13 protein-coding genes, 2 tRNA genes and 1 pseudogene are annotated in these 16,419 nt (G+C 62.1%); 11 read left to right on the top strand and 5 right to left on the bottom strand.

Annotated elements, in window-relative coordinates; all coding sequences use genetic code 11:
* The first annotated feature begins 20 nt into the window (after nt 1-20).
* The 4 genes and pseudogenes from APH27_RS19355 to APH27_RS27235 all read left to right on the top strand — a co-directional run bounded on the left by APH27_RS19355 (nt 21) and on the right by APH27_RS27235 (nt 4,679).
* On the top strand, nt 21-1,208 hold the full coding sequence (locus tag APH27_RS19355; RefSeq protein ID WP_027920752.1) for an ATP phosphoribosyltransferase regulatory subunit: 1,188 nt from the start codon (nt 21-23) through the stop codon (nt 1,206-1,208).
* A gap of 56 nt (nt 1,209-1,264) precedes the next feature.
* The gene (locus tag APH27_RS19360) at nt 1,265-2,557 is read left to right on the top strand and encodes an adenylosuccinate synthase (protein ID WP_003249542.1); all 1,293 of its coding nucleotides are present in this window, start codon (nt 1,265-1,267) and stop codon (nt 2,555-2,557) included.
* A 1,003-nt stretch (nt 2,558-3,560) separates the two neighbouring features.
* A pseudogene (locus tag APH27_RS27230) lies at nt 3,561-3,773 on the top strand (methyl-accepting chemotaxis protein); the annotation flags it as partial.
* Between the two features lie 201 nt (nt 3,774-3,974).
* A complete protein-coding gene (locus tag APH27_RS27235; RefSeq protein WP_371260276.1) occupies nt 3,975-4,679 on the top strand; it encodes a methyl-accepting chemotaxis protein in 705 nt (234 codons plus the stop codon).
* A 146-nt stretch (nt 4,680-4,825) separates the two neighbouring features.
* On the opposite strand, the gene APH27_RS19370 is transcribed toward APH27_RS27235, so the two are convergent.
* The 4 genes from APH27_RS19370 to APH27_RS19385 form a co-directional block, all read right to left on the bottom strand.
* Complete coding sequence (locus APH27_RS19370) at nt 4,826-6,391, bottom strand: iron ABC transporter permease (protein ID WP_060485664.1); 1,566 nt, start codon at nt 6,389-6,391, stop codon at nt 4,826-4,828.
* Nucleotides 6,391-7,404 carry an extracellular solute-binding protein gene (locus APH27_RS19375; protein ID WP_027920755.1) on the bottom strand — a complete coding sequence of 338 codons (1,014 nt, stop codon included), beginning with the start codon at nt 7,402-7,404 and terminating at the stop codon, nt 6,391-6,393. Before APH27_RS19375 ends, APH27_RS19370 begins: the two co-directional genes overlap by 1 nt.
* 278 nt (nt 7,405-7,682) lie before the next feature.
* Nucleotides 7,683-7,769: transfer RNA gene (locus APH27_RS19380), tRNA-Leu, on the bottom strand.
* A gap of 88 nt (nt 7,770-7,857) precedes the next feature.
* A tRNA-Leu gene (locus APH27_RS19385) sits at nt 7,858-7,944 on the bottom strand.
* A 272-nt stretch (nt 7,945-8,216) separates the two neighbouring features.
* On the opposite strand from APH27_RS19385, the gene rnr reads away from it, so the two are divergent.
* The 7 genes from rnr to dnaB all read left to right on the top strand — a co-directional run bounded on the left by rnr (nt 8,217) and on the right by dnaB (nt 15,418).
* Nucleotides 8,217-10,811 carry a ribonuclease R gene (rnr, locus tag APH27_RS19390; protein WP_060485665.1) on the top strand — a complete coding sequence of 865 codons (2,595 nt, stop codon included), beginning with the start codon at nt 8,217-8,219 and terminating at the stop codon, nt 10,809-10,811.
* On the top strand, nt 10,808-11,554 hold the full coding sequence (gene rlmB, locus APH27_RS19395) for a 23S rRNA (guanosine(2251)-2'-O)-methyltransferase RlmB (RefSeq protein WP_027920757.1): 747 nt from the start codon (nt 10,808-10,810) through the stop codon (nt 11,552-11,554). Before rnr ends, rlmB begins: the two co-directional genes overlap by 4 nt.
* A 306-nt stretch (nt 11,555-11,860) precedes the next feature.
* Nucleotides 11,861-12,286, top strand: a complete 426-nt coding sequence (gene rpsF, locus APH27_RS19400; RefSeq protein WP_013974420.1) for a 30S ribosomal protein S6 — start codon at nt 11,861-11,863, stop codon at nt 12,284-12,286.
* Nucleotides 12,287-12,314: 28 nt separating this feature from the next.
* Nucleotides 12,315-12,545, top strand: a complete 231-nt coding sequence (gene rpsR, locus APH27_RS19405; protein ID WP_003249563.1) for a 30S ribosomal protein S18 — start codon at nt 12,315-12,317, stop codon at nt 12,543-12,545.
* A gap of 33 nt (nt 12,546-12,578) precedes the next feature.
* Nucleotides 12,579-13,442, top strand: a complete 864-nt coding sequence (locus APH27_RS19410) for a hypothetical protein (protein WP_060485666.1) — start codon at nt 12,579-12,581, stop codon at nt 13,440-13,442.
* A 20-nt stretch (nt 13,443-13,462) separates the two neighbouring features.
* On the top strand, nt 13,463-13,909 hold the full coding sequence (gene rplI, locus APH27_RS19415) for a 50S ribosomal protein L9 (RefSeq protein WP_008101037.1): 447 nt from the start codon (nt 13,463-13,465) through the stop codon (nt 13,907-13,909).
* A 111-nt stretch (nt 13,910-14,020) separates the two neighbouring features.
* On the top strand, nt 14,021-15,418 hold the full coding sequence (gene dnaB, locus APH27_RS19420) for a replicative DNA helicase (protein ID WP_060485667.1): 1,398 nt from the start codon (nt 14,021-14,023) through the stop codon (nt 15,416-15,418).
* Nucleotides 15,419-15,478: 60 nt separating this feature from the next.
* Here the strand turns inward: dnaB and APH27_RS19425 are convergent, their stop codons facing one another.
* Nucleotides 15,479-16,354, bottom strand: a complete 876-nt coding sequence (locus APH27_RS19425) for an RHS repeat-associated core domain-containing protein (protein WP_060485668.1) — start codon at nt 16,352-16,354, stop codon at nt 15,479-15,481.
* Nucleotides 16,355-16,419 lie beyond the last annotated feature (65 nt).

A 16,419-nucleotide genomic window follows, 5' to 3' on the forward strand; every position in this document is an offset into this window, starting at 1 on the left:
ACCAGAGGGGAAATGGCGTAATGGCAACGGTAGACCGCTGGCTGCTGCCAGATGGCATCGAGGAAGTACTGCCACCTGAGGCTGCGCGTATCGAGATCGCGCGCCGTCAGGTGTTGGACCTGTTCCAGAGTTGGGGCTATGAGCTGGTCGTCACCCCGCATATCGAGTACCTGGAGTCGCTGCTCACCGGCGCCGGCCAGGACCTGGATCAGCGCACCTTCAAGGTGGTCGACCCGCAGTCGGGCCGCCTGATGGGCTTCCGCGCCGACTTCACCCCGCAGGTGGCGCGCATCGACGCCCACACCCTGCGCCGCGAAGGCCCGAGCCGCCTGTGCTACGCCGGCAGCGTGCTGCACGCTCAGCCGCGTGCCCTGTCCACCTCGCGCAGCCCGATTCAGCTGGGTGCCGAGCTGTACGGCGACGCCAGCCCGACCAGCGATGTCGAAGTCATCAGCCTGATGCTCGCCACGCTGCAACTGGCCGATGTTGCCGATGTGCACATGGACCTCGGCCACGTCGGTATCTACCGCGGCCTGGCCCGTGCCGCCGGCCTGTCCGGCGCGGTCGAACAGCAGCTGTTCGACGCCCTGCAGCGCAAGTCGGTCGATGAAGTGCAGGCACTGACCGCCGACCTGCCCAAGGACTTGGGCAACATGCTGCGCGCCCTGGTCGAACTGTGCGGTGGCCGCGAAGTGCTGGCTGAAGCCCGTGTGCGCCTGGGCCGTGCCCCGGCCAGCGTATTGGCGGCGCTCGACGACCTGCTGGCGATCGCTGATCGCCTGGCGTCGCGCTACCCGGACCTGCCGCTGTATTTCGACCTGGGCGAGCTGCGCGGCTACAACTATCACACCGGCGTGGTGTTCGCCGTGTTCGTCCCGGGCGAGGGTCAATCGATCGCTCAGGGCGGCCGCTATGACGATATCGGCGCCGATTTTGGCCGGGCGCGTCCGGCCACCGGTTTCTCCACGGATTTGAAGACCCTGGTCACACTGGGGCGAGCGGAGGTCGTATTGCCAACTGGCGGCATCTGGATGCCGGACAGTGGCGACGCGGCCCTCTGGCAGCAGGTCTGCCAGTTGCGCAGCGAGGGCCAGCGTGTGGTCCAGGCTCTGCCTGGCCAACCGTTGAGTGCTGCTCTCGAGGCGGATTGTGATCGGCAATTGATTCAGCAAGACGGGCGCTGGCAGGTTCTGCCGCTGGCCCAGTGAGTTTCTGCGTCGGCAACAGGCCGGCAACCAAGTTTGCGTGAATGAGGACCAATGTAATGGGTAAGAATGTCGTCGTCCTGGGCACCCAGTGGGGTGATGAGGGCAAAGGCAAGATCGTCGATCTGCTGACCGAACATGCTGCCGCCGTAGTGCGCTACCAAGGTGGCCACAACGCGGGCCACACCCTGGTGATCAACGGTGAAAAAACCGTTCTGCACCTGATTCCCTCGGGCATCCTGCGTGAAGGCGTACAGTGCCTGATCGGCAACGGCGTGGTCGTTGCCCCGGACGCCCTGATGCGTGAAATCACCAAGCTGGAAGAGAAAGGCGTACCGGTGCGTGAGCGCCTGCGTATCTCCCCGGCTGCACCGCTGATCCTGTCGTACCACGTGGCCCTGGACCAGGCCCGTGAAAAAGCCCGTGGCGAAGCCAAGATCGGCACCACCGGCCGCGGCATCGGCCCAGCCTACGAAGACAAGGTCGCACGCCGCGGCCTGCGCGTTGGCGACCTGTTCCACCGCGAGCGTTTCGCCGCTAAGCTCGGTGAGCTGCTGGACTACCACAACTTCCAGCTGGTGAACTACTACAAAGAGCCGGCCATCGACTTCCAGCAGACCCTGGACGAGTGCATGGCCTACGCTGAACAGCTCAAGCCGATGATGCTCGACGTCACCGCAGAGCTGCACAACCTGCGCCGCGCCGGCAAGGACATCATGTTCGAAGGCGCTCAGGGCTCGCTGCTGGACATCGACCACGGTACTTACCCGTACGTCACCAGCTCCAACACCACCGCTGGCGGTATCTCCACCGGTTCCGGCGTTGGCCCGATGTACCTGGACTACATCCTGGGTATCACCAAGGCCTACACCACTCGCGTTGGTTCCGGTCCGTTCCCGACCGAACTGTTCGACGAGACGGGCGCCACCCTGGCCAAGCGTGGCCACGAGTTCGGTTCGACCACTGGCCGTGCCCGTCGTTGCGGCTGGTTCGATGCCGTCATCCTGCGTCGTGCCATCGACGTCAACAGCATCTCGGGCATCTGCCTGACCAAGCTGGACGTGCTGGACGGCCTGGAAACCATCAACATCTGCGTTGGCTACAAGAACGAGAACGGTGCCGTCATCGACGCACCTTCCGATGCCGACAGCTACATCGGCCTGGAGCCGGTGTACGAAGAGATGCCAGGCTGGAGCGAGTCGACCCTGGGCGTGAAAACCCTGGAAGAGCTGCCGCAAGCTGCGCGTGACTACATCAAGCGCATCGAAGAGCTGGTAGGCGCGCCGATCGATATCATTTCGACCGGCCCGGACCGCAACGAGACCATCGTTCTGCGTCATCCGTTCGCCTGATCTGCCCTCCAGGCTGATCTGACGCCGCGGTCCTGTAAAGGATCGCGGCGTTTTCATTTGTGGTGCAGGGCTGGCGACTTGCTAGACCTTGGCACATTTCCCTGCTGTGTACGGCACAACCCTTGCTGTAAGAAGATTCTGTAGATGCCATCAAAATAGTGGCGCCAGAAAACACGAGGGTTACACCGTGTCTGCCATCCTTTCATTGTTACGAAGCCGCCTCTTGCGGCCTGTGTTTGTTGCCCTTGGTATCGCCCTTTTGGTGCAAGTGCTGGTTGCCGTTGCGCTGACCCGCAGCACCGTGACAGCCCTGGAGGCCGACCTGGGCGAGCGCCTTGGCAAAGACAGCCGCCAGCTCGCTGGCGAGCTGGAGCAGGCCGGGCAGGACGTGCGCGGGGGCCTCGAAAGCCTTTCCAGCAGCACCCGCCAGCGCCTGAGCGCAGGCCTTTCCACGCGGCTTCAGGACGAACAGCAGCAGCTGCGCGCAACCTTGGAGAAAAACCTCAAGGACTCGGCCAACGACATGGCCGAACTGCTGGCCTCGGTCGCCCCGCGGGCGATCTGGGATAATGATGTGCCGATGCTTTCCGACTTCGCCCGCCGCGCCCAGCGCAACCCCAACGTGCTGTTCGTGATCTACGACGACGCCCAGGGCCAGCACCTGACCCGCTACCTGAATCGGCAGAACCCGATCAACCAGGCGCTTATCGAGAAGGGCCAGGGCGAGCGTGCACTGGACAAAGTACTCGAGGCTGCACGCCGCGATCCGTCGGTGTATTTCGTCGAAGCCTCGATCAACCCCAACGGTGCCGAGATCGGCAAAGTCCTGATGGGTGTTTCCACTGCCGGCGTTGACCAGGAACTCAAGGCGCTGGACCAGCGTTTCAATGCCCTGATCGCCAGTGGTGAGCAACTGGTCGGCGATAGCCTGGGCGCTGCCGCGGCCGACAGTGGCAAGGCCCTGCGCGAGCGCCTGGAAACCGCGCAGGCCAGCGCCACTGCAATGCAGGCCAACACCGCGCAGACCGTGCGTGATGCGGCTGCCGAACTACGCTGGCGCATCGGCCTGGGGCTGGTGGTGGTTGGCTTGGGCGTGCTGCTGGTGGTGGCCTTGGTGTTAGGTCGCCGGGTACTGAGCAAGCTGCGCCTGTTGATCGCTGCGCTCAATGATCTGGCTGCCGGCGAAGGCGACCTGACCAAGCGCGTGACCCTCGACAGCCGCGACGAGATCGGCGACATGGCTTCAGCGGTAAACCGCTTCGTCGACAAGCTGCAGCCCATCGTCCGCGAGGCGGGCGAGGTGGCCCAGCGTACCGGTGTCGAGATCGGCGCAATGGCCCAGCGCAACGCCGGGGCCGATGCCGCGGCGGCGATGCAGCGTGACGAAGTGGCCGCCAGCCTGCGCGACCTGTCGAGCATGGCTGACGAAGCCCAGGCTGAAAGCCATGCCATGCAGGCGGCCTTGCAGCAGGTGGTGGACATTCGCCAGGCGACCGATGAGAACAGCCGTTCCTCGACGCAGTTGGCGAGCCTGATCGAAAACCTTGCCGGGCAGGTTGAGACGGGCTCTCAGGTGATCGAGCGCCTGGCCAAGCAGAGCGAGCAAATTGAAGTGGTGCTCACGGTCATCCATGGCATCGCCGAGCAGACCAACCTGCTTGCTCTGAACGCAGCAATTGAAGCTGCGCGCGCGGGCGAGACGGGGCGCGGGTTTGCAGTCGTGGCCGATGAGGTACGGGCGCTGGCGAGCAAGACGCAGAGCTCTACGGGCGATATTCAAGCGCACATAGCCGCCCTCCAGAAAGGTGCCAAGGAGGCGGTTGCGACCATCGGCCAGGCCGGGCTCAAGGCCAGCGAAGGGCTGCTGGTGCTGCGTGACAATGAGCGTCGCCAGCAATCGGTGCAGGCTGCAGTGGAGCAGGTGCATGCGGCCATCGGCCTGGCGACCCGGGCTGCCGAGCAGCAAGCCCACGGCGCACAAGCAGTGCGTGGGCGTGTGGAAAACATCCATGCCCAGGCCGAGCGCTCGGCCGAGGTAGTGATGCAAACCACTGCCAGCAGCAAGGTGCTGGATGATCTGGCAGCGCAGCTGCGCGCCAGCCTGGGGCAGTTCAGGGCTTGAAACCTGCACGGTCCCTTGTAGGAGCGCCCCGGCAAGGCCGCTCCTACAGAGAGTGGTGTTGCTGAGCTGTCGGCGACACATGACAGGGGGCTCATGTCCGCTCAGCTGGTCGCCGCCCAGGCCGCGAGGCAGCCTGAGCTTCACTTTCACGCCTTGTTGAGATACATCCGCGTAGTCAGCAGATAAACCGGCAACCCCGAAACCACAATCAGCAGCGCCGCATAAGGCGCCGCTGCTGCGAACTCGACGTTGGCGGTGTGCGCCCAGACTTCGGTGGCCAAGGTGGTCATGCCAGTCGGGCTGAGCAGCAGGGTAGCTGTCAGCTCCTTCATGGCATCGAGGAACACCAGTGCAAAAGCCGCCGCCATGGCCGGGAAGATGATCGGCAGGGTCACCCGGCAGAACGCCGCGAAGCTGCTGGCGCCCAGGGTGCGGGCCGCCTCTTCGAGGGTCGGCGAAGCCTTGTTCAGCGCGGTGCGTACCGGCGCCTGGGCCAGTGGCAGGAACAACAGCGCATAAGCCAGCAACAGCAGCGCTGTTGTCTGGTACAGCGCCGGCACGTAGTGTAGCGAGAACACCACCAGTGACAGGGCGATCACCAGGCCGGGCAGGGCGTGCAGCAAGTACGGCAGGCGCTCGGCCCACAATGCCAGGCGCCCTTTGTAGCGCACCACCAGGAAGCTGACCGGCAGTGCCAGCAGCACGCAGAAGCCTGCACCGCCCAGCGACACCGACAGCGAGGTGAGCAGCGCCTTGCTTATCGCCGCCACCGGGAACGCTGCCGACGAGCCCGCGCTCAGCCAGTAGCCCAGCATCGCCAGCGGGATGCCGCTGCCGAGAATCGCCAGGCCCAGGCAGAACAGTTGCGCCAACGGCATCCAGCCACGCAGCCGCACTGGCTGCCCACGGCGTGCCACGCCCTGGCCGATGCGCACATGGCGGGCCTTGCCGCGCACGCGCAGTTCCAGCCACAGCATCAGCAGGCATAGTGCCAGGAGCACGGCCGAGAGCATCGCAGCGTTGGCGTTGCTGAACTCCAGCTCGAACTGCTGGTAGATCGCCGTGGTAAAGGTCTGCAAGCCCAGGATCGACAGTGCGCCGAACTCGACCAGCATGTGCAGGGCGATCAGCAGCGCGCCGCCAAGCATCGACGGCCACAGCAGCGGCAGGGTGATCTTGCGGAACACGCCCCAACGGCTGTAACCCAAGGTGCGCGCCGACTCTTCAAGTGAGGTGTCCAGGTTGCGCAGGGTCGCTGCCACCGGCAGGAACACCAGTGGGTATTTGGACAGCGCCATGACCAGGATCGCCCCGCCCAAACCTTCGAAGTCCGAGCTCAGCGACACCCAGGTGAAGCTGCTGACGAACGACGGCACAGCGAACGGCAGGCACAACACCACGCCCCACAGCCGGCGGCCGGGCAGGTTGCTGCGCTCGAGCAGCCAGGCCAGGGCCAGGCCGACCACCATGCACGCCAACGTTACCCCGGCCATCAGCATCAGGGTATTGCGCATCAGGCCCCAGACGAACGGGCGCCAGAGCAGGTGCAGGGCTTCGCGCCAGCCGGCTTCCCAGGCTTTCATGGCGACGTACAGCAGCGGCAGCAAGCTCATCGCCACCAGGAACAGCACGGGCAGCACCACCCAGATCGAGGGGCGCTTGCGGCGCGGCACGAAACGTACCGGCACCGGCTCGGACAGGGCGGCAGTCATCAGAGCAGGCCGACCTCGCGTTCAAGCTCGATTGCTTCCTCGGCATTGCCCAGGTCGGCTGGCGAGATCTTTGGCGGGCGCAGGTCTTCGAACGGCTTCAGGCCGCGGTCGGAGACCATGCCTTTGTGCAGCGGGTACTCGGCAGTGGTCTGGGTGATCACGCGCTGGCCTTCTTCGCTGGCCATCCAGTTGAGCAGCGCCTGGGATTCTTTCGGGTGCTTGCTGGCCTTGACCACGGCGGCGCCAGAGATGGTGACCAGGTTGCCAGCATCGCCATCGGCCAGGTAGTAGAGCTTGGTATCCAGCTTGCCGCGCTCACGCTGCAGCGCATACCAGTAGTAGTTGTTCACCAGTACCGCAGCGACTTCGCCTTTTTCCACGGCCTTGAGGGCGACCATGTTGTTGGTGTAGGTCTTGCCGAAGGCCTTGAGGCCGGTCAGCCATTCTTCGGTGGCTTCACGCCCGTGCATCTTCAGGATGGCCACGGCCTGCTCCTGGAAGGCACCGCTGGTCGGTACATAGCCGACGCGCCCTTCCCACTCCGGGTTGGCGAAGTCCATGACCGTGGTGGGCAGGTCTTTCTCGTCGACCTTCTTCGGGTTGAAGACCACGATACGGGTACGGGCGGTGATGCCCATCCAGGTGCCGTTGGCGCCCACGTACTCCTTGGGCACCATGTTCGCGGTGGCGTCATCGATCTTCGCCAGCAGGCCCAGCTCGCCCAGGTTGTTGAGCGGCGGGGACTCTTCGGTATAGATGATGTCGGCCGGGGAGCGGTCGCCTTCCTCGATGATCTGGCTGGCCAGCTGGTTGCTGCTGCCCTTGCGGATATTGATGTGGATGCCGGTCTTGGCCTCGTAGGCCTTGGCGATGGCTTCGCCGATTTCCTTGTGCTGGCCGTTGTACATGGTCAGCGTGACCGGTTCGTCTGCCAGGGCGGCCGGAGCGCCGATCACCAGGCTCAGGACTGCGGCAGCCAAGGTGCGCATCAGCGGTTGCGGGCGGATCGTCATGCGGGTACTTCCTCGCTTACGGCTACATATTCGGAAACAATGGTAAACGAAATCGTTTCTCAAGTGGCCGGGTGACGAGAAATTCATGGGCGATGCAGGAGCGGCCTTGTGTCGCGAAAGGGGCGGGTAGCGGCCCCGGGTTCAGCGTTCACGCCAAAAACGCTGGCGTCGCTGTGCGACCCTTTCGCGACGCGAGGCCGCTCCCACAGGCGTGATAGGGATGAATGCATAAATCGCAGGCAAGAAAAAACCCACTAGCAAGCTAGTGGGTTTTTGTATGGTGCCCAGGAGAAGACTCGAACTTCCACGACCGTTAAGTCACTGATACCTGAAACCAGCGCGTCTACCAATTCCGCCACCTGGGCAAAGCTTTACATCGTCTGGAGAAGGCGACTATCGTTCGCTTTCACACAGTAGTAACAGATCCTTGGTCATCTGTTACTTGAAAATACTTGGTGCCCAGGAGAAGACTCGAACTTCCACGACCTTGCGGTCACTGATACCTGAAACCAGCGCGTCTACCAATTCCGCCACCTGGGCACACATTCGAGATTAAAAGATGCTTTACAGCGCCGTTCATCTCTACTACAACTTCGGGCTTGTCCGTCGTTGTGGTGCGCACTATACGGACGGTCCGGGGGGCTGTAAACCCCCCGGGCAAAAAAAATTTCAAAAAATTCAACTTGTTGATTCCGAAGGCCTATTGCCCCTCTCTATACACAGCAGCGGGGGCTGTCCAAGGCTGACATTTCCGGTTTCAATACACACATGCCAGAATTCCTATCTATATATCCCAAGGTGAACCCCTTCTGATGGCCGATTGGCAATCCCTCGATCCCGAGGCCGCTCGCGAAGCGGAAAAATACGACAACCCCATTCCCAGCCGTGAGCTGATCCTGCAGCGCCTCGCCGACCGTGGTGAGCCGGCCGCGCGCGAGGAGCTGGCGGCAGAGTTCGGTCTTCACGAAGAAGACCAGATCGAAGCCCTGCGCCGCCGCCTGCGTGCCATGGAGCGTGACGGCCAGCTTATCTATACCCGGCGCGGCACTTATGCCCCGGTAGACAAGCTGGACCTGATCTGTGGCCGTGTTTCCGGTCACCGTGACGGCTTCGGCTTCCTAATCCCGGATGACGGCACCGAAGACTTGTTCCTCAGCCCGGCGCAGATGCGCCTGGTGTTCGACGGCGACCGCGGCCTGGCCCGTGTCTCGGGCGTCGACCGCCGTGGCCGCCGTGAGGGCGTGTTGGTCGAAGTCATCTCCCGCGCCCATGAAAGCGTGGTCGGCCGCTACTTCGAAGAAGGCGGCATTGGCTACGTGACGCCGGACAACCCGAAGATCCAGCAGGAAGTGCTGGTCACTGCCGGGCGTAACGGTGGCGCCAAGATCGGCCAATTCGTCGAAATCAAGATCACCCACTGGCCCACGCCGCGCTTCCAGCCGCAGGGCGATGTGGTCGAGGTGATTGGCAACTACATGGCGCCTGGCATGGAAATCGACGTTGCCCTGCGCAGCTACGACATTCCACACGTCTGGCCCAACGATGTGGTCAAGGAAGCGCGCAAGTTCCGCTCCGAAGTCGAAGAGAAGGACAAAGAGAAGCGCATCGACCTGCGCCACCTGCCGTTCGTCACCATCGACGGCGAGGACGCCCGCGACTTCGATGACGCCGTCTACTGCGAACCGCTGGGCAAATTGCGCATGTTCTCGGGTGGCTGGCGCCTGTACGTGGCAATTGCCGACGTATCCAGCTACGTACGCCTGGGCTCGGCCCTGGACAACGAAGCCCAGCAGCGCGGCAACTCGGTTTACTTCCCCGAGCGCGTGGTGCCGATGCTTCCCGAGGAGTTGTCCAATGGCCTGTGCTCGCTGAACCCGCACGTCGATCGCCTGGCCATGGTCTGCGAAATGACCATGAACAAAGCCGGCCAGATGGTCGACTATCAGTTCTACGAAGGCGTTATCCACTCCCACGCCCGTCTGACCTACAACAAGGTCAGCAGCATGCTCGAACATGCCCGCACCCGTGAGGGCAAGGCGCTGCGCGAGGAGTACAAGGAGGTCCTGCCGGACCTGAAGAACCTGTACAACCTGTACAAGGTGCTGGTGGATGCCCGCCATACGCGGGGCGCCATCGACTTCGAGACCCAGGAAACCCGCATCATCTTCGGTGAGGACCGCAAGATCGCGGAAATCCGCCCGACCGTGCGCAACGATGCCCACAAGCTGATCGAAGAGTGCATGCTGGCGGCCAACGTCGCCACTGCGGCGTTCCTGCAGAAGCACGAAGTGCCGTCGTTGTACCGCGTGCACGATGGTCCGCCGCCAGAGCGTCTGGAAAAACTGCGCGCCTTCCTCGGCGAGCTGGGCCTGTCGCTGCACAAAGGCAAGGATCCTTCGCCGAAAGATTACCAGGCGCTGCTGGCGAGCATCTCCGGCCGCCCGGACTTCCACCTGATCCAGACCGTGATGCTGCGTTCGTTGAGCCAGGCGGTGTACAGCACCGACAACAATGGCCACTTCGGTCTGAACTACGAAGCGTACACTCACTTCACCTCGCCGATCCGTCGTTACCCGGACTTGCTGGTGCACCGCGCCATCCGCAGTGTCATCCGCTCCAAGGTCGATACCCCGCACGTCAAGCGTGCTGGCGCCATGAGCATTCCAAAGGCGCGTATCTACCCGTACGACGTGAATGCCCTTGAGCAGCTCGGCGAGCAGTGTTCGATGACCGAGCGCCGTGCCGATGAAGCCACGCGTGATGTGGTCAACTGGCTCAAGTGCGAGTTCATGAAGGACCGCGTCGGCGAGACCTTCCCGGGTGTGATCACCGCAGTCACCGGTTTCGGCCTGTTCGTCGAGCTGACCGACATTTACGTCGAAGGCCTGGTGCACGTCAGTGCGCTGCCGGGTGACTACTACCACTTCGACCCGGTGCACCACCGCCTGTCGGGTGAGCGTACCGGGCGCAGCTTCCGCCTGGGCGACACCATCGAAGTGAAGGTCATGCGCGTCGACCTCGACGAACGCAAGATCGACTTCGAAGTCGCCGAAGCGACCCTCAGCGGCCCGATTGGTCGCAAGCAGCGTGGCGCAAGCGCAGCCCCGGCTCCAGCCGCTGGCAAGGCCGACAAGGCCGAGCCGCAGCCGGCCATGGAAGCGAAAGCCACGCCTAAGCCGCGCAGCCGCAAGGGCGAGGCTTCCGAGGCGTACTTCCCCAAAGATGCCGTGCAACGCAACGCTGAAGTGCGCAAAAGCCGTGAGATGAAAAAGGCGTTGATGACTGACGCCCGCAGCAGCGCAGGCAGCAAGGCAGAGAAGGGTGGCAAGCCTTCGGGCAAGCCGACCAAGCATCGTAAAGGCCCGCCGAAGTCCGGTGCGCCACGCAAGAGCAAGAGCAAGTCATGAGTCAGCTGGAAAAGATCTACGGCGTGCACGCCGTGCAGGCATTGCTGCAGCACCATCCGAAGCGGGTCAAGCAGATCTGGCTGTCGGAAGGGCGCAGTGAGCCGCGCATCCAGGCGCTGCTGGAACTGGCCGCAGAAAACCGCGTGCCGGTTGGCCAGGCCGAGCGCCGGGAGCTGGATGCCTGGGTCGAGGGCGTGCACCAAGGCGTGGTTGCCGAGGTCAGCCCGAGCCAGGTGTGGGGCGAGTTGATGCTTGAAGAACTGCTCGAGCGCAGCGAAACGCCGCCGCTGATTCTGGTGCTGGATGGCGTCACCGACCCGCACAACCTTGGCGCCTGCTTGCGTACTGCCGATGCGGCCGGCGCCACAGCGGTGATCGTGCCCAAGGACAAGTCGGCCACCCTGACGCCGGTGGTGCGCAAGGTGGCCTGCGGTGCGGCTGAGGTGATTCCGCTGGTGGCCGTGACCAACCTGGCACGTACGCTGGAGAAGCTGCAGCAGCGTGGCCTGTGGGTGGTGGGTACCGCTGGCGAGGCCGAGCAGGAGATTTACCAGCAGGACCTGACCGGCCCACTGGTGATGATCATGGGCGCAGAAGGCAAGGGCATGCGCCGGCTGACCCGCGAGCATTGCGATTTCCTGGTGAAGTTGCCGATGAGCGGTAGCGTGAGCAGCCTGAACGTGTCGGTCGCGACGGGCGTCTGCCTGTTCGAGGCCGTGCGCCAGCGTCAGGCCAAGCGCTGATTTTCAGCCTGTAGCGGCGTCTTCGCGGGCAAGCCCGCCCCCACAGGGACCGCACAATGCTAGAGCCCTGTGCAGTACCAGTGGGAGTGGGCTTGCCCGCGAAAGCGCCGGTAGCCTGTGAATATGTTTCAGGCTGTTCAAATAATCACCAATCACCTTGCTTGTGCGTCCCGCCTTCTCTACAATTGCGCCCCTTGCCGAGCTGGCAGGCGCGCATGTGCCTCCCCTCCGTGCAAGACATACAGTGTCATTCACTCCTTGTCTGACCAGATTCCCTGGCAGACTACTAACCCGTAAGGAGCATTCATGCGTCATTACGAAATCATCTTCCTGGTTCACCCGGACCAGAGCGAGCAAGTCGGCGGCATGGTTGAGCGTTACACCAAGCTGATCGAAGAAGATGGCGGCAAGATCCACCGCCTGGAAGATTGGGGCCGTCGTCAACTGGCCTACGCAATCAACAATGTTCACAAGGCTCACTACGTGATGCTGAACGTTGAGTGCACCGGCAAGGCCCTGGCCGAGCTGGAAGACAACTTCCGCTACAACGATGCCGTTATCCGTAACCTCGTCATCCGTCGCGACGAAGCCGTAACCGGCCAGTCCGAGATGCTGAAGGCTGAAGAAAACCGCAGCGAGCGCCGTGAGCGTCGTGAGCGTCCTGAGCATGCTGAATCCGCCGATGGCGACGACAGCAATGACAGCGACTCCAGCGATAACGCTGACGAGTAATCCACGGACCTTTAGAGGAGCCTATTAAATGGCACGTTTCTTCCGTCGTCGTAAATTCTGCCGCTTCACTGCTGAAGACGTGAAAGAGATCGACTTCAAAGATCTCAACACCCTGAAAGCTTACGTATCCGAAACCGGCAAGATCGTTCCAAGCCGTATCACCGGTACCAAAGCTCGTTATCAGCGTCAGCTGGCTACCGCTATCAAGCGCGCCCGCTTCCTGGCCCTGCTGCCCTACACCGACAGCCACGGCCGCTGAGACCGGGTCGTCGACAAGCAGTAAGGGATTAGCATGCGAGCGTTAGCAAGTTTCATCATGCGCGGTCGTGTGCAGGCCACCCTGGTGGTGGTCATCAGCGCGGTACTGCCGCTGCTGTTCTGGTTGAGTGCCGCTGCCGGCAGCCTTGTGCTGCTGCGGCGTGGGTTCAAGGATGCTTCAACGGTCATCGCCGGCGGCCTGCTGGCCGGGCTGGCCGTGTGGTTCATGGGCGATCCGATCACCTTCCTGGTGATTGCCGGTGCCCTGGGCCTGGCTGCGCTTTTGCGCGCCGAGCATCCCTGGAGCCGTGTGCTGGTCGCCAGTGCCGTGTTCGCCGTGGTTTTCAGCCTCGTGCTCGACATGGCGCTGGCGCAGACCTTCGATGTGCTGGCCAAGGCGTTTGCCGAAGCCATGCCGAAAATCGAAGGGGAGCCGGTGCTCTCCGGTGAGCTGATCCGCCCTGTGCTGGTCGCTTCCACAGCAGTGACGGTGCAATTGTTCAGCGTGTTGGCCCTGGTGCTGGCGCGTTATTGGCAGGCAGCGTTGTACAACCCTGGAGGCTTCGGCCGCGAGTTTCGCGAGCTGAAGTTGCCAAAACAGACCATGGCGGTCTTGGTGGCAGTGATGGTGGTGGCTCCGTTTATCGGGTCGCAGTTCATCATCCTGGCATCGGCGTCGAGCCTGGTTCTGGTGCTGGCCGGCATCGCCTTGATGCACGGGCTGGTGGCACAGGGGCGACTGGCCGGGTTCTGGCTGGTGGGCATGTACGTGACGTTGCCGCTGATCATGCAGCTGATCTACCCGTTGCTGATGGTCCTGGCCATTGTCGACAGCCTGATTGATTTTCGCGGTCGCAAGTCCCCTCCGGGGAAAGACTCCGCGAACGGTGAAGGTTAAAAGTTAAGAGGTTTTACCAAATGGAACTGATCCTGCTGGAAAAAGTCGCTAACCTGGGCAACCTGGGCGACAAAGTTAAAGTTAAGGCTGGTTACGGCCGTAACTTCCTGCTGCCATTCGGCAAGGCCACCGTTGCCAACGCCGCCAACCTGGCTGCGTTCGAAGAGCGTCGCGCCGAGCTGGAAAAAGCAGCTGCTGACCGTAAAGCTTCGGCTGAAAGCCGTGCTGCCCAACTGGCCGAGCTGGAAGTGACCATCACTGCCACCGCTGGCGACGAAGGCAAGCTGTTCGGTTCGATCGGCACCCACGACATCGCTGACGCCCTCACCGCCTCCGGCGTTGAAGTGGCCAAAGCTGAAGTTCGTCTGCCGAACGGCACCATCCGTCAAGTTGGCGAATACGACGTAGCCGTGCACCTGCACAGCGACGTTGAAGCCACCGTACGTGTGGTCGTCGTAGCTGCCTAAGCTGCGCTGACCGGTGGTCCCTCGCGGGATAGCCGGTTAACATCGGGCACGGTCCTGTTCATTCAGGCCGTGCCCTTTGTCTTTTTCATCCTCCAGAATTCTTTCGTGGCCATGAACGAGATCACCAACTCCGAACAGCTCGACCTGCAAACCGCAGCCCTGAAGGTGCCGCCGCATTCCATCGAGGCCGAACAGGCCGTGCTCGGTGGCCTGATGCTGGACAACAACGCCTGGGAGCGGGTGCTCGACCAGGTGTCGGATGGCGATTTCTACCGGCATGACCACCGCCTGATCTTCCGTGCCGTGCACAAGTTGGCCGACGCCAACCAGCCATTCGACGTGGTGACCCTGCACGAGCAACTGGACAAGGAAGGCCTGTCATCTCAGGTTGGCGGCCTGGCATACCTGGCCGAACTGGCCAAGAACACCCCGTCGGTGGCCAACATCAAGGCCTACGCCGCGATCATTCGCGAGCGGGCGACGTTGCGCCAACTGATCAGCATCAGTACCGACATCGCCGACAACGCCTTCAACCCGCAGGGGCGCAATGCCGAGGAAATCCTCGACGATGCCGAACGGCAGATCTTCCAGATCGCCGAAGCGCGGCCTAAAACGGGTGGCCCGGTGGGTGTCAACGAACTCTTGACCATGGCCATCGACCGCATCGATACGCTGTTCAACTCCGACAGCGACATCACCGGCGTGTCCACCGGCTTCACCGACCTGGATGAGAAGACCAGCGGCTTGCAGCCGGCCGACCTGATCATCGTCGCCGGCCGTCCGTCGATGGGTAAGACCACCTTCGCCATGAACCTGGTGGAAAACGCCGTACTGCGTACCGACAAGGCAGTGCTGGTGTTCTCCCTCGAGATGCCAGGTGAATCGCTGATCATGCGTATGCTCTCGTCGCTGGGCCGCATAGACCAGACCAAGGTGCGTTCCGGTCAGCTCGATGATGATGACTGGCCGCGCCTGACCTCGGCGGTGAACCTGCTTAACGATCGCAAGCTGTTCATCGACGATACCGCCGGCATCAGCCCCTCGGAAATGCGTGCGCGTACCCGCCGCCTGGCCCGTGAGCACGGTGACATCGCCATGATCATGGTCGACTACCTGCAGCTTATGCAGATCCCGGGTTCGTCCGGTGACAACCGGACCAACGAGATTTCCGAGATCTCCCGTTCCCTCAAGGCCCTGGCCAAGGAGTTCAACTGCCCAGTGATCGCGCTGTCGCAGCTGAACCGCTCCCTGGAACAGCGCCCGAACAAACGCCCGGTGAACTCCGACTTGCGTGAGTCCGGTGCAATCGAGCAGGACGCCGACGTCATCATGTTTGTGTACCGCGACGAGGTGTATCACCCCGAGACCGAGCACAAGGGCGTGGCGGAAATCATCATCGGCAAGCAGCGTAACGGCCCCATCGGCTTCGTGCGCCTGGCGTTCATCGGCAAGTACACCCGCTTTGAGAACCTTGCGCCGGGGATGTACAACTTCGACGACGACGAATGACACCGGCCGCCATTACAGCCGTTTTCACCGTTCCGAGACGGATTAACAAGATCGACCTGTTTACCAATGCCTCCCACCGGGGCCTGTTTTCCGGAGTTTATGGGGGTTTCTGATCCTTCCCTGCCGGGTTTTGACGGAAATGTTGTCGTCGAAGATGCTGGCTCTGATCATATGTGCGATGAAGTCATTGCCGATGATCTGTTCTGAGAGCGTGATGGCTCCTTCATATCCTGAAGATTGAGCTTTGGTCAGGCTGGCCATTTCACCTGCGAAGGAGTTTCCGCGCTCGAAATTTGGTACGCTCGATTGGCACGCAAGAATGTGCGTTTGCCTGTTGCGCATATCTATGCCGCCACCTACCAGGCTGTTGTAGAGATCAGAGGCTGTATAAGCCCTATAGGCGTCGCCCTGTCCGTTCTGAATGAACCGCTCCTCGCCCCGGATGAACCCCGGTTTGCCGTGAGCATCGATATACAGCGTGGGTAGTTTTCCGTCTGCACGTTGTGGGCCTTCGAACGCCAAGATTCCGTCTGATTTCCAGACGATGGGGCCACTATAGGTTTTTTTTCGCTGAAGCCTCTCTAGGCTTCTCTCAAGTGATCCGAACACCTTGTCAAGCATGGTGATGAAGGAGTGCCCTGTTGGATCATGGCCATTGACCGGATCATTGCTGCCCAGCGTATAGGTGTGAAAGCCGCCTTCGGAAAAGGGGCTCATGCTGTCCGGGCTATTGAAGCGCATGATGACCGGGTTGTAAGCCCGGTATCCGTTACCCAGGAGGTATTGGCCGCTGCTTTCATCTCTAAGCTCACCTTTGAAACCTGTACTTGTTCGTGACTGCGTCGAGTGGCCGTAAGGTGTGAAGGCCAGATGGTCGGGCTGTCCCTGGTCCAGGATGAGCAATGGTGAATTGAAGAAGTCAGTTGCGATGATCATGAGATATCCCTGTGACTGCGTGCAGAGCGGGAGATGTCCTGTTCTGCGCCGATTCTATGTACAAC

Origin of the sequence: Pseudomonas sp. NBRC 111123 (genome assembly GCF_001320205.1) — a bacterium.
Lineage (GTDB): Bacteria > Pseudomonadota > Gammaproteobacteria > Pseudomonadales > Pseudomonadaceae > Aquipseudomonas > Aquipseudomonas putida_J.